This is a genomic window from Paenibacillus sp. OV219, assembly GCF_900110075.1.
Taxonomy (GTDB): Bacteria; Bacillota; Bacilli; order Paenibacillales; family Paenibacillaceae; genus Paenibacillus_Z.
This window is the reverse complement of record NZ_FOCJ01000006.1, coordinates 395,104-416,186: the sequence shown is the minus strand read 5'-3', so window position 1 is coordinate 416,186 and position 21,083 is coordinate 395,104. Positions and strand designations below refer to the sequence as shown.

The window sequence follows — 21,083 nt, the reverse complement described above, 5'->3', positions numbered from 1 at the left end:
AGGATCAAACTCTCCATAATAGGCGAAATGGCGAAGCCATTTGCGCCAAATGAATTTGCTTGTTAGCTCATTCAAAAAACTAGCTCGTCAGAAACGCTTTCGCCAAATGGCGATCGTCGTTTCGACGTATTTTATGACCTTTTGACAGGTCGCTCATTGTTCAGTTTTCAAGGAACAAAATTCTTTTTTCTCATCCCAACCTCTCGGCCGGAATTAGAATATATCATATATCGAAACTCAATTGCAAGCTTAATTTTCAACTTGTTTTCGTTTCGACCACCGCGTCATCGTGTACGTCTCAGCGGCAGAAATAGAATATACCATGTCCCACAACTAGTATGCAACAGGTATTATTTTACATTCAATATTCGAAATCTATTCATGCATCTTTATTATCAATTCAATGGAATAGGCACGGCTAAAAATTATTTAAAGTTGATATCCTCCCCCGTTCACAATGGAAATCGTATGTGATACAATGAAAGCGCTAACAAATTCATCTTTTTTGAGGGGGTTCAATACATGATGAAGGTAGTAGCAGATGAGAATCACAACGTATATGAGAACTTTGAGGTAGAGAAGGACATTTACTACTTTAAAGTCGGCAAAACCGGACTAGTCAGCTTCCACGGTAGAAATTACAACATAAAGAAGAACATTACTACCGAGCAGTTGAACAACTACATCACATCAGGGCGTTTCATTAAAGTGAGTGGCACTTGCTACGTTAACAAGGAGAAGGTGCTTTCATTCACTGACGGCTTGATCTGTTTCGATCACAGCGCATCGGAAGCGAAGCAAGTCCATGTATCCAAATGGCGGCTTCAAGGTATCAAACACCAGCTGTCCACCAACAACAAAGTAGCGATGTAACAACATGAAACCTCCTAGCGGATGTCCAACATTCGATAGGAGTTTTTTTATTGAGCAAATTCATTCATAATGTTTCCCTCTTCTACGCACACTAGGCTACAGCAATATGGAAAGGAGGGAATAAGATTGGCAAAGCAGCAAGGTCAGGGCCGTAAGAATACGACCTCGAAGGGCTCCGACAGTAATAATAAGAAAACAAACAGCAGCGCGGAAGACTAATATACTTAGCTCAATAACAAAAGGTCCAGTACCAAACTCTTTCTTCCTCAAGTTGTATTCAACAAACAGGAAGAAAGGGTTTTTTGTTGTACTTGTCCACTGCTATAATGAAGTAAAAATTTCACGGGAGTGAATTATCCGATGGCGAACAGAACTCCTTCCTATCGTTTCGAAACGGAACGGCTCCTACTGCGCCCATTTGTACCGCGCGATGCAACCGATGTGCAGCGGCTCGCTGGCGAAGAGGCAGTTGCACGCACCACATTGTCACTTCCTCATCCATACCCAGATGGAGCCGCACAGATGTGGATTGATTTTCGCACGGACGCTGCGAGACATGGTCATGGATATACTTTCGCAATCGTCCATAAAGAATTCCATACTTTGATGGGCTGCATTAGCCTAAATATGACTTCCGAACATAAACGAGGTGAAATCGGATATTGGCTCGGGCAGAGCTTCTGGGGCAACGGCTACACGACGGAAGCACTTATACAAATCCTTCAATTCGGCTTCAAAACGATTAAGCTAAACCGCATTTGGGGCGCTGCCATGACGAAGAATCCCGCTTCCTCCGCAGTCATGCTGAAAGCCGGCCTAAAGCACGAAGGGCTGTTCAAGCAGCATATTCGCAAATGGGATCAATTCGAGGATATCCACTACTACGGCTTAACGAGCGAGGATTATTTTGGCGACAAACAGCAAAAAGGATGACGAACTAAGGCGTTCGCCATCCTTTTCTTTACTTACGTAGCGCTATTGGCGGCAGACCAAGCACAACCTCACGAGCTTTCGCCCATGCGATAGACAAAGCTTCTTGGAGAGCCCACGCAGCGGTACTTGCCATCATCACAGCAATCCCATACTTATACGTCATGGAGACGCCCCATTCAATCGGATGTTCCTCGAGAAGGGGAAGCTCTGAGAGCACAGTCCTTATCGCTTCAGCATGCGCAGCCTGCAACCGATCCGAGAACGCATAGAATACACCTGTATGTGTCATCCCCGCAAAACAACCGCGTACAGTAAGCCTTTGTGCCAATGGCTCAATGAATTGATTTTGCGCATAAATCAGCTCATCCTTATAGTAGACGTTGAACTTGCTCCTAAAGAAACGATAAGCAAACAGCTCACCTCGAAGCGCTCTTCCCGGACAAAGCACCTCCGCCCCCATCCAGATTGCTCCTTCAGCAAGCCTAACCTCAGTATGCATCGTAAATTCCGCATCCCGGTATAGCATTGTCGGCTCAGGCATCGACTCGACAATAGCTCCCTTCCCAAGCTCAAAGCATTGAATCATCGCAGAACCGCCATGATCCTCATGCGCTGGATGAACCTTTGTAAAGGATTGGTTTGTGATATAGGCATGAGCTTCATCCTCTGCCTTCCAATACAGTTCGTACTGGTCACCAGCAAGCAGTCCAGGAGAAACATCCATTACAATGACGCCGACAGGGCCTCCGAGCGGAAAAGCTTTCGCAATCTTGATAGGCGCAGTATGGTACTTCGATGTGATAATGGTGCCCCGCTCCCGCTTTTCAAATACGGCCCGCAGCTGCGAAATGCGCCGCCCCTTCTCACTAGACGTGACTGCGATGTCCGTGAGCATGATGGTCATGATCTCCATGATGATGCTCGTGACCATGAGCGTGGGCCAGCTCATGCTCTAGCCAGTGTACGATCTTATCGACGTGCACACCGCCGAACAGATTTGAGAACACATAGGGCCTTTCTCCGCGCATTCGTTTCGTATCCTCCTCCATTACCTGTAGGCTGGCGCCAACGTACGGAGCAAGATCTATCTTATTAATAATGAGCAGATCTGATCGCATAATGCCAGGCCCGCCTTTGCGGGGAATCTTCTCTCCTTGGGCGACATCGATAATATAAATAAACCGATCAACTAGCTCTGGGCTAAATGCTGCAGCTAGATTATCACCGCCGCTCTCAATAAAGATAATATCGAGGTCATCGAAACGGCTCGTCAGCTCATCGACCGCTTCAAAGTTCATTGAGGCATCCTCTCGAATGGCGGTATGCGGGCAACCTCCCGTCTCAACACCAATAATGCGTTCCTCAGGCAGCACGCCCGTTGCCGTCAGAATGCGTGCGTCCTCTTTGGTATAGATGTCATTCGTGATAACAGCGACACTATATTTACCCTTAAGCGCGCCTGCCAGCCGCTCGACGAGCGCCGTCTTGCCAGAGCCTACCGGACCTCCGATTCCAATCCGAATCGGTCTTGAGCGATCTATCGAAGGTTGTTCCCACTCACGATGGTGATGACCTTGTCCTTGACACATATTGAACGCCTCCTAAAAAGTGATCTGATTGTTCCCTCGTACTTAGGACATAAACAGCCTGGAATACAGCTGCTCGTGACGCATCATCGCAATTTCGGCTAACGGCATATTCGAATAAGCTTCTTCCGGCTCCATCGATTCTGCAATGCGCCAAGCTTCAACCGCTATCGGGGTTAGGCGGGCAATGATGGACTGCCCTTCTGTCTGCCCAATCGACATCAGTCGCAGCGCACTCCCCACACAAGTCACCATGCACGCGTACAAGTAACCTTGCGCCGCCTGCTCCAAACTGATGCCAAGCTGCCAACACGCATAGCCAAAAACAAGCGGATGTGTCGCGAGGCAATCATTCGTGCAAACACCCTCGGTGAGCGTATACCAATCACATTGCGGATAAAGGGAAACAAGCAGCTGTAGCAGCCGCCTGCCCATCTTTTGAACACCGGTTCGCGATTCAATCGCTGCCCGCTGAACATGCACAAGTCGCTCCACCGCCCAAAGCGAGTCCAGCTTACGTACGGGCAAGTCCCGATAGACTGCTTTTATAACCATTACATCCGCCGTGCTCCAGCTTTGCAGCAGCATCGCTCGCATGTACTCCTCGAGATTGGCAGTCGTTCGGACTGAACCTTCCTGAACGAGTGTTTCCAGTCCGAAAGAATGCGAGAATCCGCCAATCGGGAGCGCTGAGTCGAGCAGCTGCTGAAGAGCGAGCCAAGAAACGATCCCCGCTGTAGAAGGTGGCCGCGTTAGCGAAACCGATAGTTGTTCAACCACTGCAGCTTCACCTCATTCATTTAGAACAGAAAATATAACTGTGCCATCGGCAGCACATCCACAGGTTCACATGTCGCGAGAACTCCATCAACCTTCACCTCATACGTCTCCGGATCCACCTCAATTTTGGGAAGAGCATCGTTGTGTATCATATCTTTCTTCGTTACTGTACGGCAGCCAGAAACAGGCTCGATCCGTTTCGCGAGACCAAGCTGTTCAGCTATCCCGCTCGCATAAGCCGCTTGAGAAACGAAGGTGATGGAATTCTTGTACTTAGCTTTGCCGAAGGCGCCAAACATCGGTCGGCCGAACACTGGCTGTGGCGTCGGAATCGAAGCATTCGGATCACCCATCTGCGCATATGCGATCATTCCGCCCTTCAACACAAGGTCTGGCTTTACGCCGAAGAACATCGGGCTCCATACGACGAGATCAGCGAATTTTCCCGGCTCTATTGAACCGACGAGATGCGAGATGCCATGTGTAATCGCAGGGTTTATTGTGTACTTGGCGATATAACGTTTGATGCGGAAATTATCGGCTTCTGCGCTCGTTTCCTCTTCCAGCGCGCCTCGCTGTTTCTTCATTTTGTCAGCGGTCTGCCATGTTCGGATAATAACCTCGCCAACTCTGCCCATCGCCTGCGAATCGGAGCTAATCATGCTAAAGACGCCCATATCGTGCAAAATATCTTCCGCAGCGATCGTCTCCGGCCGAATCCGCGAGTCCGCAAAAGCAACATCCTCGGGAATGCTGCTATCCAGATGATGGCATACCATCAGCATATCGAGATGCTCTTCAATTGTGTTGACTGTAAAAGGACGCGTTGGATTTGTCGAGGATGGCAGTACATTCAGCTCGCCTGCCGCGCGGATAATATCTGGTGCATGCCCGCCGCCGGCACCTTCCGTATGGTAAGTATGTATCGTCCGGCCTTTAAACGCCGCAAGCGTATCTTCAAGAAATCCCGCTTCATTAAGCGTATCGGTATGAATGGCGACCTGAACGTCATACTGGTCCGCGACTTCGAGGCAAATATCGATAGCCGCCGGCGTCGTACCCCAATCTTCGTGCAGCTTCAATCCGATTGCCCCCGCTTCCACCTGTTCGATGAGCGGACCCGCGAATGACGCGTTCCCTTTTCCAGTAAAGCCTAGATTCATTGGAAAAGCTTCCGCAGCCTCCAGCATCCGATACATATGCCAAGCGCCCGGTGTACAGGTCGTTGCATTCGTTCCCGTCGCAGGACCTGTACCACCTCCGATCATCGTCGTGACTCCGGAAGAGAGAGCAGTCTCAATCTGCTGAGGGCATATATAATGAATATGCGTGTCGATGCCGCCCGCAGTGATGATTTTGCCTTCGCCTGCAATAACCTCCGTACTAGCACCAACGACCATTCCCGGTGTGACGCCATCCATAATATCCGGGTTCCCGGCTTTGCCGATGCCGACGATGACGCCGTCCCGAATGCCGATGTCTCCTTTCACTATCCCCCAGTGATCAATGACGACTGCATTCGTAATGAGCGTATCCAGCACACCGTCAGCCCGAAGGGCACCGCTTGACTGCCCCATGCCATCTCGGATAACTTTGCCGCCGCCGAATTTGCATTCATCCCCATAGACGGTGTAATCGTGTTCAATCTCCGCCCACAGCTCTGTGTCCGCAAGCCGCACGGCATCACCTTTTGTCGGACCAAACATGGCTGCATAGCTGCTTCGATCCATTCTGCTCATGGTTGCTCCACCTTCCAAGCTTCAAGCCTTGCGCGTACATCTTCAGACATCGCACCATGAACAGCAGCCCCACCGGATAGCGCGTTAAGTCCATAGGAGAGCTTGCTGCCACCGAGCTCTACAAGTTGTACTGGCTTCTCCTCACCTGGCTCAAACCGCACTGCCGTACCAGCAGGAATGTCAAGCCGCATGCCAAAGGCTGCTTCGCGATCAAAGCGCAGCGCTCGATTCACTTCAAAGAAATGAAAATGTGATCCGACTTGTATCGGCCGGTCGCCTATATTTGCAACAAGCAGCTTCGTCGTTTGCCTTCCTGCGTTAAGCTCAAGCTCACCCGGCACGATCCGATATTGTCCAGGAATCAATCCGCTCACCTTCTTTCTCTCGATCAGCCTTTGATGGGATGATGAATCGTTACGAGCTTCGTGCCGTCCGGGAAAGTCGCTTCCACTTGCACATCATGAATCATATCTGCAACGCCGCTCATCACTTGATCACGGCTAAGAATGTTTGTGCCATATTCCATTAGCTGGGCAACGGTCATGCCGTCACGGGCGCCTTCTAATATTTCGGAAGTCAGCAATGCAACACTTTCAGGGTAATTCAGCTTCACGCCGCGATTGAGCCGCCGCTTCGCCAAATCAGCAGCGATCGTAACGAGTAGTTTTTCTTTCTCACGTTCAGTTAGTTGCATGATGACACCTCTGTTCTGTCGTTTTTCTATTATTATACCGAGCGAAGATAGGTAAGTAAATGATTTATGTTAACTTAACTAACATTTAATGATACATAATTCGCGATATGGCACGATATCAAAGGTTTCATGTCAGTTTTTGTCGAACTTATCTAACGTAAAATTACTCCAACTCCGCTCCAGTCCTATTGTTTACCACCCTCACCTTTCGACAGCCAAGCTAGCCATCGGACAGGCAATGTGGTAGACTAAAATTTATTGAATTACTTTGGGAGGGACAGAAATGGCGGCAAACAAGATGCGTTCAGACATGATTAAAAAAGGATTTGACCGCGCTCCGCACCGCAGCTTGCTGCGTGCTGCCGGAGTTAAGGAAGAGGACTTCGGCAAGCCGTTTATCGCGGTTTGTAACTCGTACATTGATATCGTTCCTGGCCACGTTCACTTGCAGGAATTCGGCAAGCTCGTTAAAGAAGCAATCCGCGAAGCAGGCGGTGTACCGTTCGAATTCAACACAATCGGTGTTGACGATGGTATCGCGATGGGTCATATCGGCATGCGTTATTCGCTTGCCAGCCGTGAAATTATTGCTGACTCCGTAGAAACAGTCGTTAACGCGCACTGGTTCGACGGTATGGTCTGCATTCCGAACTGCGACAAGATTACACCAGGGATGATTATGGGCGCGCTTCGCGTCAACATTCCGACGATGCTTGTCAGCGGCGGACCGATGAAAGCGGGTAGAACATCCGATGGCCGTCCCATTTCGTTGTCGAGCGTATTTGAAGGCGTTGGCGCCTTCCAAGCAGGCAAAATCGATGAAGCAAGCTTGACAGAACTTGAGCAATACGGTTGCCCAACTTGCGGATCCTGTTCTGGTATGTTCACAGCGAACTCGATGAACTGCCTTGCAGAAGGCCTTGGCCTTGCGCTTCCAGGCAACGGTACTATTCTTGCCGTATCGCCTGAACGTAAAGAGTTCGTTAAGCAAGCGGCTCGCCAGCTGATGGAGCTCATTAAGTTGGACCTGAAACCACGCGATATCGTGAAGAAAGAATCGATCGATAACGCATTCGCCCTTGATATGGCGATGGGTGGTTCCACGAATACCGTTCTTCATACGCTTGCAATTGCGCATGAAGCTGGTATCGACTATCCAATCGAGCGTATCAACGAAATAGCTGCACGTGTACCTCATCTTGCGAAGATTGCTCCAGCTTCCGACTACCACATCGAAGATGTGCACAATGCCGGCGGCGTAAGCGCAATTCTGAACGAGCTGTTCAAGAAAGAAGGCGCACTGAACGGCGACATGCTGACGGTAACTGGCAAGACGCTTCGTGAGAACGTAGCTGGCCATGACATCCAGGATACGGATGTTCTCCACAGACTTGATAATCCGCACAGCGAACGCGGCGGTCTGTCTGTTCTGTTCGGTAACCTGGCACCACGCGGTGCAATCATTAAAGTCGGCGCCGTCGATAAATCGGTTGGCGGCTACCATAAAGGCCCTGCAATCTGCTTCGATTCGCAAGATGAAGCGCTGCACGGTATTGCGAATGGCAAGGTTAAAGAAGGCCATGTCGTTGTTATCCGTTACGAAGGACCAAAAGGTGGACCAGGCATGCCTGAAATGCTTGCTCCTACTTCCCAGATCGTCGGTATGGGCCTCGGCGCGAAAGTCGGTCTCGTAACAGACGGACGCTTCTCTGGCGCTTCCCGCGGAATCAGTATCGGTCACGTTTCTCCGGAAGCGGCTGAAGGCGGACCAATCGCATTCGTTCAGGATGGCGACCTCGTGGAGCTTGATCTGATCAACAACGAGATGAACCTCCTGATCAGCGACGAAGAGTTCGAAGCTCGCCGTGCGAACTGGAAAGGTTTCGAGCCGAAGATTACTAAAGGCTATCTCGCTCGTTATTCCCACCTCGTTACAAACGCAAGCACAGGTGGCGTATTGAGATTCAACTAGAAATTTCTGCTAAACCTGCAACTTAATAAGATCGCCCTGCGTATGACAGATTGAACGTCATCCTTGCAGGGCGATCTTTTTGGTATGCATACACTTATGAAATCGAGGAGGCTTGCGCTTATGTTTGGTAAGGTAGCTGCGGATGTGCTCGGATTAAGCGATTTGGGCTCGGTCATCAAACCTGAAAATTACGACAAGGTGGATGCCGACGATTACGTGCTTCATGAGGATAACGAGAAGATTTACTTTCTGATTAAATCGAAATCGGATGAATACTGCTTCACGAACCAAGCGCTCATTCATCTCGACGGTACAAGCGCCATTAGCAAGAAACGGACGCTTCACCGCTACGCCTACAGCTCGAACCGCATTTCCGGCGTCAGCCTGGAAACAGCAGGAACGGTCGACCTTGACGTCGAGATCAAATTCACGCTGGGCAGCACCGAATTCACCATTGATGTACATAAGAAATATATCGAAGACATTAAAGACTTATACAAAGCACTCATTAAAATCGCTGAGATTTCGCATGAGAACGAGGTTAATCTCGGATTTGCAAGACAGAGCCTCGACTTAGCATCATCGACAGTCAGCCAAATTTACAAAGCAGAGATTGATTTGTCCGAACAGTTCAAATCCATCAATCAGCTTGCCTTCAACTGGCTGCATGAAACACAGAAGCAGTACAAGTCGAAGGACTTCGGCGCTGTATTTGAGCGTTATATTAATCATTAAATAAAAAGAAGAAGGCGCCGCATCGAGGCGGCGCCTTCTTCCATTCTCATACAATGCTGCTGTCTCTAAGTTAAGGTGCAGCTTCACCTGCTGCAGCGTTGGCATTATCGAAAGTACCTGGCGTCATGCTGTTATGAGCACCAGTGTTCCGCTTCGTGTCCGCCTTAGCAGCAGAAGCCTTCCATTCTCGAGCCAACTTCGTATCTTGACCGTACCGATGCCAGAACTCCGCCATCGACATCGCGATAATTCGCGGTTCCAGTCGTGCACCCTGTTCAGCTAATCGCTGTTTGCCCGAAGGGTGGAGCACTCTAAGAAGCAGCTTCAAGTAGATTCGCGTTGACTTATCGAACAATCCCTTAGGAATTGGCAACACACTGAAGCCGAACTGTTCTGCACCACGGTTGATCATGCTGACACCGTAAAGTCCTTTTACTGTCCCGGCTGCTTCATCTTCCATTAGCTTCTTGGCAAGCTTAGGCATGCCATGCTGCACTTCTCGAATAAGTCTAATAGCTACATGCATCATTGACTTCGATTCCGCCATCATGCCGAGCAGCTTCTGGTTATCGAAGTGAAGCTCAACGACAGGATCCTTCGGCTCAATCCGGCGTCCGTCCTCAAGCTCAATCGTTTTACCGCCATAAGGAATGATGCGGTAATGGAAGATCGCTCCCTCGCCGCCCGATTTCACGCGAAATAGCACATGAAACACTCGTTCCCAGCCCATCCAACAAGCGATAATCGCCCGCTTCAGCAAGCTAAACGACGGTGCAGCTGCTTTGTTCTTGTCTGTAATGGCAATCATATCGGTAATATGGACGAATTTGTAGCCGCGTTCTTTACCCGCCTCTAGCACAGGCTCGAGCGCTTTCAGCATGTTTGCTGGCGCATCCTCATCCGCACCGAAGGTTTGCCCACAATCGTGCAACAACAGCACTTCACCGGGCCGCAGCTTCTTCATAATCCGTTTCTGCAGTCGCTCAGCACCAACCCGTTTACGCCAATCACCGAATAAGGACGACCAAAGAATGATTTGCAAATAACCGAGATTCGAGAAATCAAATAAATTGACGATTCCCCACGGTGGACGATAGTAAGCTGAACGAACACCGGTCGTTTTACGAATAATTTCGGAAGTGCGGTGAATTTGTTTCTTGACTGTGCTTGGCCGCATTAACCAGTTAGATTTATGAACGTAGTTATGAATGCCGATGACATGTCCTTCGTCATGCATCCGTTTCAGAAGTTCCGGGTGACGTTCCGCATGGATACCAACGACGAAGAAGGTTGCCTTCGCATCGTAGCGCTTCAGCAGATCGAGTAGCTGTGGCGTATAAATCGGATCTGGCCCGTCGTCGAAAGTGAGCGCAATCTCCTTCTTCGCACGGCCTTCTTTAAATACTCGAAACCCGAATGTCCGACTAATGATACCTGGCAAAAAAGCGTAAAAAGTTAAAAAATAAAAGCCCCATAGCAGGAAGTTCTCCATGATTCGTTTTCCCACCACCTTGTTTTACGTCTCTTTCACGTCCAATGGAGAGAGTTAGTCCGTACTGCCTGATGCCTCCATATATTGTACCATAGCAGGTGTCGAAACGGCTACGTAACTTAACATAATCTACAGCTTCAGAACTCATAAGAAATGAACGAATGGGAAACACTGTTATTTTATAGTACAATCAATATAAGTCTGTTCAATATCGCTGCAAAAGGAGTCTGTCCAATGCTTTCCTTCTACCGTAAATATTGGCGCACCGCATTTGATATTGCCCTCATTGTTCTCACGGTATATCTCATTATGCTTGTCTTCAGCTATTTATACCGGATTGCGACGCCTGTTTTCCTTTCTTTTGTGATTTATATGTTCATCGAGCCGCCCGCACGCTGGCTCCAGCGATTAGGGATGAAGAAATCGATCGCTGCTGGCTTGTCTGTGCTCGTCTTTACGCTTGTTATTGTCGGCGCTTTTGTAGGAGCTGGTTATGTGATGACGTCTCAGATTACTGGCCTTGCCGGCAATTTGAACAAATACCAGAGCCTGCTCGTTGAACAATTCCAGAGCAATGCCTCCGACATACAGGAGAAGTTCTCTGGGTTGCCGCCTGGTGTAGTCGCCAAAGCGAAAGACATCCTTGACTACATTACGAGCTGGGGCTCGAACTTGGCCGGTTCGTTCCTGCTTTCCTTAGGTGGTTATTTGAAATCCTTCTCCACCTTTATCTTTAATTTCTCCATCGGCATCATTCTTGCATACTTCCTAAGTTTGGAGATTAAAGAGTGGAAACAGCTTGCGAAGGAGAAGACGCCGAATACGTTCAAGAAAGCGTTCTTGTTCCTGCGGGAAAATGTATTCTCCGGCATCGCTGGCTACCTGAAGGCTCAAGGCAAACTAATCAGCATCACATTTGTCGTTATCTTCGTCTCGTTGTTGCTTCTAGGCATCGATAATGCGTTCTCCGTCGCACTACTTTCAGCCTTCTTCGATGTGCTGCCGTTGCTTGGGGTCGGAACCGTGTTCGTGCCTTGGATTATCTATTTGTTCATCGTTGGCAAGACCACGCTCGCCATCTGGCTGACCGTCCTGTTCTTAGTCGTCGTACTGACTCGCCAAATTCTTGAACCGAAGATTACCGGCGATACACTCGGCGTCTCCGCTTTCACGATGCTCGCATTCATGATCGTGTCCTTATCGATCTTCGGCATCTCCGGCGTCATTCTGTCGCCAATCCTGATGATTCTACTGAAAGCATTGTATGAACAGCGATACTTCCACAGGTGGATCCGTTCTCCAAGAGGCGAGTTCGATAACCAGACAAACCCGGCAGATCAGATCTAGCTTGGACGAGCTCTAGCCTTCATCTTCTGCCAAAATATCCATCACACCGCGAAAGAGCACTGTCGCCTTATTGGACAAGCCTGGCGTGCGATTCTCGGCAAGTACAGCAACGGCATAACGCGGCGATTGCACCGGCCCATAGCCGACGAACCAGTGATTGATGCGTTCGTGGCCCCCCAGTATCACTTGAGCCGTTCCTGACTTACCAGCTACACTCCAGCGGCCCTCATTGATTGAACGGCCTGTACCATAGGCCACAACAGCCTCCATCCCGCGCAGAAGCGTCTGCGCCGTATGGAGGCTTATTTGTCCATAAGGCGAAGGTGCCAGCTGACGAGGCAGCTTCGTTAGCAGTTGTCCATTGCCATAGTGAATCTCGCTCACGAGACGCAGTTCATGCACGACGCCTTGATGAAGCAACGTGACCATCAAGTTGGCAGCCTGTAGCGGCGACATACGCACGTCCCGCTGACCAATCCCCGTCTGCGCCAGCTGCCCTCCGTCTCGCATAGATGGAACCACTGCGAAGACCGCGCCTGCTTCTTCATCCTGGAGCTGTTTAAGCGGCTTACCAAGCGGCTGGAAGGCATGCTCGCTCGTCCAGCCTACTTGGCGAGCAAGTCCAAGCTGATCAGCTGCAATCGTCAGCTGGCGTGCGCTGAGACGCTCCGCAATTGTAGCAAACGCTACGTTGCATGAGCCAGCGAGCGCTTCCTGCAGCGTCACAGTGCCATGGCCGCCTCGCTTCCAGCAGTGAAGTCCATATCGGCCATAATTGCCTCCGCAGAAGAACGACTCCCCTTCATTCGTCATCCCCGCTTCCAAAGCTGCCGCTTCCGTCACTAATTTGAAGATGGAGCCAGGTACTGCCGCTCGAATCGCATGATTCGCCGAGTCCGTTCCTTCCACTCCGATCCGACTCACTACAAGCTTTGGTCGTGAGATCATGCTGACTATATCGCCTGTCGCAGCATCCAGCACAACAACAGCGCCTTCCTTCAACCCATTCTTATCGATATACTTCTCCAGCCTATTCTGAATGGGCAAGTTGAGCGTCGTTGTTATTTTCAGCGGATAATATGGATTATTGGGCCCTGTAAGCCGCAGGTCGAGTCCATGAAGCGGCTCGTCCGCTCCGTTCGTGAAATACGAAACCGAGGTCGCGCCTACACCTTGCAGCAGCTGATCCAAGGAGCGCTCAAGCCCGGAGCCCCCCGTCTGATCCGTCAGCTTCATCGACTTGGCTTCTAGTCGCTCTGAATAATCCGAGCGCAGCAGCTCTGGATGCTGGCTTGTATAACCGATTACATGCTTGGGATCGAATGCCTCCGGATACCGGTTTCGATAAGGCAGCACTCTAACTCCGTTCACATGAAGCTTATTAATCATTCCGAGCTGTCGTTCCGTCAGCTTGTGCGGCAGTCGCTCATTTGCACTTCGCCAAAACGACGCCTCCTTCAGTCCGCGCATCCATCCGCCAAGCGCGTTCTCGCTTACACCAAGTGCATCAGCAAGCTTAGTGAGTTCCTTCGGAGCACCTGTTCTCGCTTTCTGCTGCAGCGGGAACACAGCTAGCGCCTTGTACGTCTCTCCCGTGATCGCAAGCCCGCTCTTGTCGTAGAAGTCTCCGCGCCCGGTATCAAGTACAAGCCCACGTTCACGCTGCGCGACAGACTCCGCCTTCAATTGCGTGCTTGCACGGCTAGTCATCACTGGAGCAGCAGGAGCAAACTGCAGCCAAGCAATTCGCAGTATGTAGAGCACGAGCAGAAAGCTCATCCCGAGCAGCACCGTAAATACACGCCGTTGTCGTTTTCTCCGCCGTTCGACACTCATTCATGCACCGATTCCCTTCATATTCTAATCTTTTCTTCATTATCCCCATCCCGCCATCGTGACAGACAGACAAACAACCTTCGTCCCTCTGGCAAACAAAAAAAGCCTCAGACGGAGATGAACTCCACCGGAGACTTCTAACAGGAGACTTATAACCATTGCTGCAGGGATTACGATCTCATCTTAAACCGATCGCATTCAAAGAAATCAAGAAGATAGGTCTGGAACGCCTTCGCCACCAGAGGCAGCTTCTCGTTTGACCGATAAATGAGGCCGATCGTCCGCGTCACATGCGGTGACTTCACACGCACCTTCGCCGGCTGCAGCGGCCCGGATGCATAAAGCGCCATCTCTGGCAGCAGACTTACACCCATACCTGCGGCTACTAAACCACGAATCGTATCGGTCTCTTCACCTTCAAATCCGATTCGAGGAGTGAATCCCGCCTCTTTGCACGCCTCCCAAACAATCGGGCGCAGTGAGTAGCCTTCACTGAACAGCACGAACATTTCGTCCTTCAGCTGAATCAAATCAATCGCATCTTCACCTGCAAGAGGATGGGTAGGCGGCAAGATTGCGAAGAGCTCCTCAGTCAGTACAATTTGTCCCGTCACATGCGGATGGCTCTCCGGACATGGGGAGACGAATGCGAGATCGACTTCTCCCTTTCTCACATCCTGAATGAGCGACGGGTACATCCCTTGCTTGAACCTGAACTTCACGTTCGGATTCAGCTTGCGGAACGCAGCCACCACCTCAGGAATAAGGGAGATTCCAAGGCTGTGTGGGAAGCCGAGTCGAATTTCCCCTTTCTCTGGATCGAGAAATTCTTGAATCTCAACCACGGAGCGCTCAAGATCAGCCAATATAACCTCAGCCCGCTTCAGAAACAACGAGCCGACCGGTGTCAGCTGCAAATTCCGCCCCTTCTGGAGAAACAGCTTTGCCCCAAGCTCTTCTTCAAGCTGGTGAATCTGGCGGCTGACTGCTGATTGGGCTACGTGCAGCTCCTCCGCTGCTTTCGTAACATGCTCTTTCTTGGCCACTTTCACAAAATAATACAATTGACGAAGTTCCATGACGTCCCCTCTTCTATTCCAAAACTACCTCTCGCGCCTATATCTGACTATCTGCGATTTTGTCTCAATGTAACATACCAGTCGTATGCGTAAGCAAGTATGAATCCCGCGAATAATCCGCCCACATGAGCCCAAATACCAATATTAGGAGCAAACAACGAGTATAGCACACCGAATATAAGGATCGAATAGACCGTTTTACGCGAATTCACATCGAGCGATCGTTTCATCAGCGCTAAATACAGATAAGCACCGAACACACCGTAAATGGAGCCTGACGCACCAGCACCTGGATTCGTAGCAGCGATTGCAATGAACAAATTACCGATGATACCGCATAGCAAGTAAAATAGTGCATACCGCACATGGCCCAGCATCCGCTCTAAAGGCGGAGCGAAGACAAGAATGCTGAACATATTGAAGAAGATATGTGAAATATCCAGATGAAGAAATTCTGCAGTTACATAGCGCCATGGCTCTTCAAGGGAGAAGAAATTGTTCCCTCTTGCACTGTAGAAGTATCCGTGATCCAGCAAGGAACCGTTAAATACAAGATGGTCCAACACATAGACAAGAATGTTGATCGCGATAATCGCTGCCGTAACTGGGTAATACCGCAAATAGCTGCGGAAGCTTTCATAGCGGAGGAAAATCATTTCATTTACACACTCCCTATTGGACAATGGTATTTCATTATGATTATAATTATTTGGTATGAACCTAATTTATTTCAAGGAGGCTGTTTTTTAATGGCTCAAGAACGTACTGGCGTAGCAACGCTTAAAGGAAACCCGCTTACACTGATCGGCCCAGAACTTAAGGTTGGTGACCAAGCACCAGATTTCCAACTGAACAAATCGCTAGTTGACGTTGTCTCCTTGAAGGATTTCGCAGGCAAAGTTAAACTTGTCAGCGTCGTTCCTTCCATCGATACAGGCGTTTGCGACGCGCAAACACGCCGCTTTAACGAAGAAGCTGGCAAATTCGGCGAGAACGTTGCTATTCTGACTGTCAGCGTTGACCTTCCGTTCGCACAAGCTCGTTGGTGCGGCGCAGCTGGCGTAGACAAAGTTGTTATGCTCTCCGATTACAAGAACAACAACTTCGGCGAAGCTTACGGCGTACTGATTAAGGATCTGAATCTCGACATGCGCGCAATCTTCGTTATCGACGCTAACGACACGATTCAATACGTGGAAGTTCTTAGCGAAATGACAGAGCACCCGAACTACGAGAATGCACTTAACGCTCTCCAAGCACTCGTATAAGCTACATAACCACACATGATAAAAGCGAGGTAAGGGGCTCCCTTCCTCGCTTTTTCTACATTATAGAACTTATATATGCTTCGCCTGTATGAATTTCTATAATGTCTTTCGCGTAACGCAAGCTTTGCAGTAAGGACGGCGACAGCCGTTTACACTTCCGTTATTAAATGCTGGTTGTCTTATATTGAGCCAGCTTCTTATCGAGAGTCCGGTAAATATCAAGAATAATCCGATAGTTGGAACCAAGGTCTCCGAAAGAACCGCGCGACGCGGAATAAATATCTACAGCAGCAGTTACTGGATTTACGTTAATAACCGAGATGGTAATGTCCATTGTACGTCCGGTAACCGTCCGTTTCTCGAGAACAATCTCGCCTACAGAATGAACTTCGTGAAGCACCTTATAGCCTTGCATTTTTTTGAGTGTGGAGACGACTTCTTCCCACGCCTTCTCCCGGGATAATTTGTAATAATGGGATTTAAGCAACGGATCTTTCGCTTTATCGCCAGTCAATTCATGACTGCGCAGCAACCCGATGAGGGTCCGCTTCAACAAAAGTAATCTCCCCCTCCAATGTCTATGTACACTAACAAATATCATAGCATAGATGATGATACAAAAAAAAGGGGTTTCCCCCTTTTTCATTGGAACTATGAACCCGCTCTGCCGTCCAGCTTGCTTGTTTCTGAACCCGCTCTCGCAGGTGGGTGGCCGCAGAAGCGGTTTTGAGATCCCTTTTCGAGGGCATGTCAGCCGCGCTTCAATTGAGTCTCCCTAAATACAGCCATTGGTTCAAAACAAGTGATAAGCCGTAACGTACATCGCAGGATGTATTGCTATTATAGACGTATCAACAGCAAAAGTAAACTTGAGTACAGGAGCTATTTAATGGACGATTGTCCTTCTTCTGCATTCAAGACTATGCCCTCTTCTTCGAGCCGTTTACGCTCTTCTTCGGCCTCTGCTTCCGCCGCTTTCTGCATCTGCTCCTGCAGCTTTATATAGACCGCGTAGAAGTTCCAGAATGCCAGCAACGCCACGACGCTGCCGGTAAAGAACGGTATCAGGAACATCAGCTTCGCCGAGCTCACGCTGATCCCAATGACAGCACCAGACATGATGACCGTCGACAGCGAACGGAAAGGACGTCCGATGGTGAGCAGCACCGCATTCTTGAGCAGCTGCATCGTCTTCATGTGATAGTGAACGACCATCGAGAAGAAGTTGAACAGCGATACGGCAAGCAGTGCGAATAAAGCAATAAACAAGTAAGATAGCAGCTTAAGCGATTCCAGCTTGACCAAGTAAACGCGGAAGTCAACGATTAGAATCGAGAACAGAATAACGTAGATGACGCCGCCAATCATGCTTTGCTTGTAGCTATCTTTGTAATTCCGGAAGTAAGTACTCAGCAGCGGCGCGTCTACTTCACCCATGACCCATTTGCGCGCTACGGAGAACATGGCCGCAGTTGCAGGGAATACCGTGAACGGAGCTACAACGCCTGCTACGATAAAGTAACCGAGCAATTGATCACCGTTTTGCGCGAATAATACAGGGAATAGCAGAATAATAAACGGCAGCGAACAAATAATCCAGAGTACGTTCGTCACCGATAATCGCATTATCCATTCCGAGATTTTGTAAAACCCGCCCATCATGCCTCTCATTTCCATGTTGCTTTATCCTCCTAGCAAGCGATTTCATTTTCTTCTACGATAACTATAATATAGTCTTCCCCATAAGCCAACGCCCATTTTCGGGAATACGTAGGCATATGTCTAAACGGCTATCACCTATACGCATACATTATAGTGTTACGATTGCCCATCCCAGCAGGTAAAGGAGGTCGCATCTCATGAGCAACGCCCATCACGGTTCCATGACTTCCCCAGCTATGATTCTCGTTCTGTTCATCTTGCTGATCATCATCGTAGGAGCATGCTTCTGTTAAAAGGAAAGGGGCTTCTATTTATCCGATTGCTCGGCTAAACAGAAGCCCCGGTGTTTATTCCAGCTTATTCAGCAGAGGATGGACGTGGACGACGAGTTTCGCTGCGGCCTTCGCCACTGCGACCTTTGCCACCAGCATCACGGTCACGACCGTAGCTGCTGCTACTGCTACTGCTGCTGCTGCTTCCGCTGCTACTACGATTGCTGCCGTAGCCACCGCGTCCGCTGCTCTCACCGCGTCCGCGTGGACCGCTGCCAGAACGACTGCCGCCGCCGAATGGACCGCCGGAGAAACGGCGTCCGTTCGAACGAACATCCGGTCTGCGCTTCTTCGCGCGAATAGGATCTTCCGGCGTAAGCTCGATGTTCACATCTTTCTTCTCGCCAGTAATCAGTTTAATCGCTGCTGCCAGCAGATTTACGGAATCGTATTGCTCAAGCAATTGGATTGCAATTGCCTTGAACTCACTCACGCCTTCCGAGTCAAGCGATTCAAGAATACGCTCTGCTGTTAGGCGCTGTTTGCCTTCGATTGCTTCTGCAAGGCTTGGCAACGGCTTCTTCGCAATCTTGTGGCGCGTTACGCGCTCGATGAAGTGCATATGATCCAGCTCGCGCGGCGTTACGAACGACCAAGCGACGCCTTCTTTACCAGCACGGCCTGTACGGCCGATACGGTGTACATAGCTCTCCGGATCTTGCGGCAAGTCAAAGTTAATTACATGCGTTACGCCCGATACGTCTAGACCACGCGCTGCAACGTCTGTCGCTACAAGGACATCGATGCTACCGTCACGGAATTTACGCATAACGTTGTCACGCTGATTTTGGGACAAGTCGCCATGCAAGCCGTCAGCGGAATATCCGCGCTTCTGCAGTGCTTCGCTCAATTCGTCTACGCGACGCTTTGTACGACCGAAGATAATGGCAAGCTCAGGCGATTCCATATCAAGCAAACGGCTAAGCGCATCAAACTTCTGGCGCTCATGCACTTCGATGTAAGCTTGATCAATTGTCGGAGCACTAATTTGTGTTGGGATAACCGACACGTGCTCAGGGTTACGCAGGAACTGGTCAGCCAGCTTGCGGATGTTTGGCGGCATTGTAGCCGAGAACAACATCGTGTGGCGATCTGTTGGTACGAGGGACAAGATGGAAGTAATGTCTTCCATGAAGCCCATGTCGAGCATTTCGTCCGCTTCATCCAAAATAACCGTTTGTACATCATCAAGTCTGATCGTTTTGCGGTTGATATGATCAAGCAAACGACCTGGTGTACCGATGATGATTTGTGGTTTCTTCTTCAGTGCGCGGATCTGACGTCCGATCTCTTGTCCGCCATAAATTGGAAGCGAACGCAAACCTTTGTAACGTGTAAGCTTTCCGATTTCTTCCGAAACTTGGATCGCAAGCTCACGAGTCGGGGTCATAATTAGTGCGACGATACGTTCTTCGGTTACCGGAATCTTGTTAACGAGCGGAATACCGAAGGCAGCCGTCTTACCCGTTCCTGTTTGTGCTTGGCCGATCATATCGGTACCGGAAAGCGCAATTGGAATGGACATGGATTGGATTGGGGTTGATTCCTCAAATCCAAGGTCAGTGATGGCTTGAAGAACCTTAGGTTCCAAGCCGAATTCAGCAAATGTTTTCAAACTCAAATGTTTCAATCTCCTTCTATCTGCATCCTACAGAAAATATTCAGTTCATTATAGCACAAACGGCTTTCAGAATACCAGTTAACACTTCAGACACATACTAGCCCTATTTGAACCAATAGACAAACTTTAGGCTATTTTGTTAAACTGCTTACTGGCTTTCTAAACTTCCTTGAGGTGAATTCCCCATGAAAACCATGAGATCATCACGAACTGCAGCAATCACTTTGTTCAGCGCAATGCTCATTGCGTTCGGTTTCAACCAGCTGCTCATCCCCCACAAAATGATTAGCGGCGGCGTATCCGGCATTACGATGATTGTGGGTTACGCAACCGGCCTCAACATCGGCTGGCTTTATTTTATTCTAAACGTGCCTATTTTAATCTGGGGTTGGCGCGAGCTCGGCATCCGTTTTGTCGGCTGGAGCGCAGTCTCAGTCGCAGCAACGACGCTGTTCATGCAGCTCATTCCAGTTAAGCCGCTCGTGGCGGATTTGACACTTGGCGCCGTGTTCGGCGGTGTCGTTGTTGGCTTCGGCAGCGGACTTGCGCTCTGGGAAGGCGCTTCATCAGGCGGGTTTGATATCATCGCCGCCATCGTAACGCGCAAACGCGATATATCGGTAGGCATGCTGATTTTCTTGCTGAATGGTACAGTTATTGCCGCGCTTGGCATGCTGACCAATGATTGGGACATTGCACTATTCTCGCTGCTCTCGATCTTCACGGCAGGCAAGATTATCGATCTTATCCATATTAAGCATGTAAAGGTGACAGCGTTCATCGTGACGACGAAGACCGAGGAACTTCGCGCAGCGTTAATTCCGCTTTACCGGGGCGTAACGGTTATCAAGACGCGCGGTGCCTACACCAATACAGAGAATGACATGCTGATGACGGTAACGACACGATACGAGCTGAATCAGCTGCGCAAAATCATTTTAACTACTGATCCGGGTGCGTTCGTTAATATTGTAGAAACAGTCGGCGTGCTCGGTGATTTCCGCAAACCTTCATTATAAGCGCGAAAAAAAGCTAAGGGACAGCCAAGCTCCAAAATATCGGGCAGCGGCATTCATGGAAATTTCCGGTAGAGCACTAGGTTTTTCATTATGCTGCTGTTATAATAAAGCTATC

At 49.5% G+C, this 21,083-nt stretch carries 21 protein-coding genes and 1 other RNA gene; 8 read left to right on the top strand and 14 right to left on the bottom strand.

What is annotated here, in order from left to right; all coding sequences use genetic code 11:
* Nucleotides 1–522: 522 nt before the first annotated feature.
* Complete coding sequence (locus BMY11_RS17670; RefSeq protein ID WP_090578927.1) at nucleotides 523–873, top strand: hypothetical protein; 351 nt, start codon at nucleotides 523–525, stop codon at nucleotides 871–873.
* A 360-nt stretch (nucleotides 874–1,233) separates the two neighbouring features.
* Nucleotides 1,234–1,806 (top strand): GNAT family N-acetyltransferase, encoded by a 573-nt coding sequence (locus tag BMY11_RS17665; protein WP_090578924.1) that lies wholly within the window; start codon nucleotides 1,234–1,236, stop codon nucleotides 1,804–1,806.
* A 28-nt stretch (nucleotides 1,807–1,834) separates the two neighbouring features.
* Here the strand turns inward: BMY11_RS17665 and BMY11_RS17660 are convergent, their stop codons facing one another.
* The 6 genes from BMY11_RS17660 to BMY11_RS17635 are packed head-to-tail and all read right to left on the bottom strand — an operon-like array spanning nucleotide 1,835 to nucleotide 6,605.
* A complete protein-coding gene (locus tag BMY11_RS17660; protein WP_256217610.1) occupies nucleotides 1,835–2,737 on the bottom strand; it encodes an urease accessory protein UreD in 903 nt (300 codons plus the stop codon).
* Nucleotides 2,673–3,395, bottom strand: a complete 723-nt coding sequence (gene ureG, locus BMY11_RS17655) for an urease accessory protein UreG (RefSeq protein ID WP_090578921.1) — start codon at nucleotides 3,393–3,395, stop codon at nucleotides 2,673–2,675. Before ureG ends, BMY11_RS17660 begins: the two co-directional genes overlap by 65 nt.
* Before the next feature lie 42 nt (nucleotides 3,396–3,437).
* A complete protein-coding gene (locus tag BMY11_RS17650) occupies nucleotides 3,438–4,172 on the bottom strand; it encodes an urease accessory protein UreF (RefSeq protein ID WP_256217606.1) in 735 nt (244 codons plus the stop codon).
* A 20-nt stretch (nucleotides 4,173–4,192) separates the two neighbouring features.
* Nucleotides 4,193–5,911, bottom strand: a complete 1,719-nt coding sequence (gene ureC / locus BMY11_RS17645; protein WP_090578919.1) for an urease subunit alpha — start codon at nucleotides 5,909–5,911, stop codon at nucleotides 4,193–4,195.
* Nucleotides 5,908–6,276 (bottom strand): urease subunit beta, encoded by a 369-nt coding sequence (locus BMY11_RS17640; RefSeq protein WP_090578915.1) that lies wholly within the window; start codon nucleotides 6,274–6,276, stop codon nucleotides 5,908–5,910. Before BMY11_RS17640 ends, ureC begins: the two co-directional genes overlap by 4 nt.
* A 23-nt stretch (nucleotides 6,277–6,299) precedes the next feature.
* A complete protein-coding gene (locus BMY11_RS17635; protein ID WP_090578912.1) occupies nucleotides 6,300–6,605 on the bottom strand; it encodes an urease subunit gamma in 306 nt (101 codons plus the stop codon).
* 283 nt (nucleotides 6,606–6,888) lie between these two features.
* Here BMY11_RS17635 and ilvD point away from each other — a divergent pair, with 283 nt between their 5' ends.
* Complete coding sequence (ilvD, locus tag BMY11_RS17630; protein ID WP_090578909.1) at nucleotides 6,889–8,577, top strand: dihydroxy-acid dehydratase; 1,689 nt, start codon at nucleotides 6,889–6,891, stop codon at nucleotides 8,575–8,577.
* 120 nt (nucleotides 8,578–8,697) lie between these two features.
* A complete protein-coding gene (locus BMY11_RS17625; RefSeq protein ID WP_090578905.1) occupies nucleotides 8,698–9,312 on the top strand; it encodes a PH domain-containing protein in 615 nt (204 codons plus the stop codon).
* 70 nt (nucleotides 9,313–9,382) lie between these two features.
* On the opposite strand, the gene BMY11_RS17620 is transcribed toward BMY11_RS17625, so the two are convergent.
* On the bottom strand, nucleotides 9,383–10,804 hold the full coding sequence (locus BMY11_RS17620) for a polysaccharide deacetylase family protein (protein WP_090578902.1): 1,422 nt from the start codon (nucleotides 10,802–10,804) through the stop codon (nucleotides 9,383–9,385).
* 234 nt (nucleotides 10,805–11,038) lie between these two features.
* On the opposite strand from BMY11_RS17620, the gene BMY11_RS17615 reads away from it, so the two are divergent.
* Entirely contained in the window at nucleotides 11,039–12,151 is a 1,113-nt protein-coding gene (locus tag BMY11_RS17615) for an AI-2E family transporter (protein WP_090578900.1), read from the top strand.
* A 12-nt stretch (nucleotides 12,152–12,163) separates the two neighbouring features.
* Here the strand turns inward: BMY11_RS17615 and BMY11_RS17610 are convergent, their stop codons facing one another.
* The 3 genes from BMY11_RS17610 to BMY11_RS17600 all read right to left on the bottom strand — a co-directional run bounded on the left by BMY11_RS17610 (nucleotide 12,164) and on the right by BMY11_RS17600 (nucleotide 15,722).
* Entirely contained in the window at nucleotides 12,164–13,987 is a 1,824-nt protein-coding gene (locus BMY11_RS17610; RefSeq protein WP_090578897.1) for a peptidoglycan D,D-transpeptidase FtsI family protein, read from the bottom strand.
* A gap of 170 nt (nucleotides 13,988–14,157) precedes the next feature.
* Nucleotides 14,158–15,066, bottom strand: coding sequence for a glutamate biosynthesis transcriptional regulator GltC (locus tag BMY11_RS17605; RefSeq protein WP_090578894.1), 909 nt, complete (start codon nucleotides 15,064–15,066; stop codon nucleotides 14,158–14,160).
* A gap of 47 nt (nucleotides 15,067–15,113) precedes the next feature.
* A complete protein-coding gene (locus tag BMY11_RS17600) occupies nucleotides 15,114–15,722 on the bottom strand; it encodes a rhomboid family intramembrane serine protease (protein ID WP_090578891.1) in 609 nt (202 codons plus the stop codon).
* A 93-nt stretch (nucleotides 15,723–15,815) separates the two neighbouring features.
* Here BMY11_RS17600 and tpx point away from each other — a divergent pair, with 93 nt between their 5' ends.
* A complete protein-coding gene (gene tpx, locus BMY11_RS17595; RefSeq protein WP_090578888.1) occupies nucleotides 15,816–16,334 on the top strand; it encodes a thiol peroxidase in 519 nt (172 codons plus the stop codon).
* Between the two features lie 163 nt (nucleotides 16,335–16,497).
* Here the strand turns inward: tpx and BMY11_RS17590 are convergent, their stop codons facing one another.
* From BMY11_RS17590 to BMY11_RS17580, 3 genes are all read right to left on the bottom strand, one after another.
* The gene (locus BMY11_RS17590) at nucleotides 16,498–16,890 is read right to left on the bottom strand and encodes a DUF1499 domain-containing protein (protein ID WP_090578886.1); all 393 of its coding nucleotides are present in this window, start codon (nucleotides 16,888–16,890) and stop codon (nucleotides 16,498–16,500) included.
* Nucleotides 16,891–16,986: 96 nt separating this feature from the next.
* A non-coding RNA gene (ssrS, locus tag BMY11_RS17585) (6S RNA) lies at nucleotides 16,987–17,168 on the bottom strand.
* A gap of 48 nt (nucleotides 17,169–17,216) precedes the next feature.
* Entirely contained in the window at nucleotides 17,217–18,011 is a 795-nt protein-coding gene (locus tag BMY11_RS17580) for a YesL family protein (protein ID WP_090578883.1), read from the bottom strand.
* A gap of 182 nt (nucleotides 18,012–18,193) precedes the next feature.
* Between BMY11_RS17580 and BMY11_RS28525 the strand changes: the two genes are divergently transcribed.
* Nucleotides 18,194–18,289: a YjcZ family sporulation protein gene (locus tag BMY11_RS28525; protein ID WP_177182687.1), complete on the top strand. Its 96-nt coding sequence runs from the start codon at nucleotides 18,194–18,196 to the stop codon at nucleotides 18,287–18,289.
* 64 nt (nucleotides 18,290–18,353) lie between these two features.
* Here BMY11_RS28525 and BMY11_RS17575 read toward each other — a convergent pair whose 3' ends face one another.
* Nucleotides 18,354–19,943, bottom strand: a complete 1,590-nt coding sequence (locus BMY11_RS17575; protein WP_090579010.1) for a degradosome RNA helicase CshA — start codon at nucleotides 19,941–19,943, stop codon at nucleotides 18,354–18,356.
* Nucleotides 19,944–20,134: 191 nt separating this feature from the next.
* Here BMY11_RS17575 and BMY11_RS17570 point away from each other — a divergent pair, with 191 nt between their 5' ends.
* Entirely contained in the window at nucleotides 20,135–20,968 is an 834-nt protein-coding gene (locus BMY11_RS17570) for a YitT family protein (protein ID WP_256217597.1), read from the top strand.
* The last annotated feature ends 115 nt before the right edge of the window (nucleotides 20,969–21,083 follow it).

Excerpts from the sequence above, each read along its gene's own strand:
- BMY11_RS28525 (WP_177182687.1), top strand. The coding sequence starts at position 18,194 with ATGAGCAACGCCCATCACGGTTCCATGACTTCCCCAGCTATGATTCTC.
- BMY11_RS17635 (WP_090578912.1), bottom strand. The coding sequence starts at position 6,605 with ATGCAACTAACTGAACGTGAGAAAGAAAAACTACTCGTTACGATCGCT.
- BMY11_RS17670 (WP_090578927.1), top strand. The coding sequence starts at position 523 with ATGATGAAGGTAGTAGCAGATGAGAATCACAACGTATATGAGAACTTT.
- BMY11_RS17615 (WP_090578900.1), top strand. The coding sequence starts at position 11,039 with ATGCTTTCCTTCTACCGTAAATATTGGCGCACCGCATTTGATATTGCC.
- BMY11_RS17570 (WP_256217597.1), top strand. The coding sequence starts at position 20,135 with ATGAAAACCATGAGATCATCACGAACTGCAGCAATCACTTTGTTCAGC.
- BMY11_RS17580 (WP_090578883.1), bottom strand. The coding sequence starts at position 18,011 with ATGGAAATGAGAGGCATGATGGGCGGGTTTTACAAAATCTCGGAATGG.
- BMY11_RS17605 (WP_090578894.1), bottom strand. The coding sequence starts at position 15,066 with ATGGAACTTCGTCAATTGTATTATTTTGTGAAAGTGGCCAAGAAAGAG.
- ureG (WP_090578921.1), bottom strand. The coding sequence starts at position 3,395 with ATGTGTCAAGGACAAGGTCATCACCATCGTGAGTGGGAACAACCTTCG.
- BMY11_RS17610 (WP_090578897.1), bottom strand. The coding sequence starts at position 13,987 with ATGAGTGTCGAACGGCGGAGAAAACGACAACGGCGTGTATTTACGGTG.
- BMY11_RS17600 (WP_090578891.1), bottom strand. The coding sequence starts at position 15,722 with ATGATTTTCCTCCGCTATGAAAGCTTCCGCAGCTATTTGCGGTATTAC.
- BMY11_RS17660 (WP_256217610.1), bottom strand. The coding sequence starts at position 2,737 with ATGGTCACGAGCATCATCATGGAGATCATGACCATCATGCTCACGGAC.
- BMY11_RS17625 (WP_090578905.1), top strand. The coding sequence starts at position 8,698 with ATGTTTGGTAAGGTAGCTGCGGATGTGCTCGGATTAAGCGATTTGGGC.
- tpx (WP_090578888.1), top strand. The coding sequence starts at position 15,816 with ATGGCTCAAGAACGTACTGGCGTAGCAACGCTTAAAGGAAACCCGCTT.
- BMY11_RS17665 (WP_090578924.1), top strand. The coding sequence starts at position 1,234 with ATGGCGAACAGAACTCCTTCCTATCGTTTCGAAACGGAACGGCTCCTA.
- ureC (WP_090578919.1), bottom strand. The coding sequence starts at position 5,911 with ATGAGCAGAATGGATCGAAGCAGCTATGCAGCCATGTTTGGTCCGACA.
- ilvD (WP_090578909.1), top strand. The coding sequence starts at position 6,889 with ATGGCGGCAAACAAGATGCGTTCAGACATGATTAAAAAAGGATTTGAC.
- BMY11_RS17620 (WP_090578902.1), bottom strand. The coding sequence starts at position 10,804 with ATGGAGAACTTCCTGCTATGGGGCTTTTATTTTTTAACTTTTTACGCT.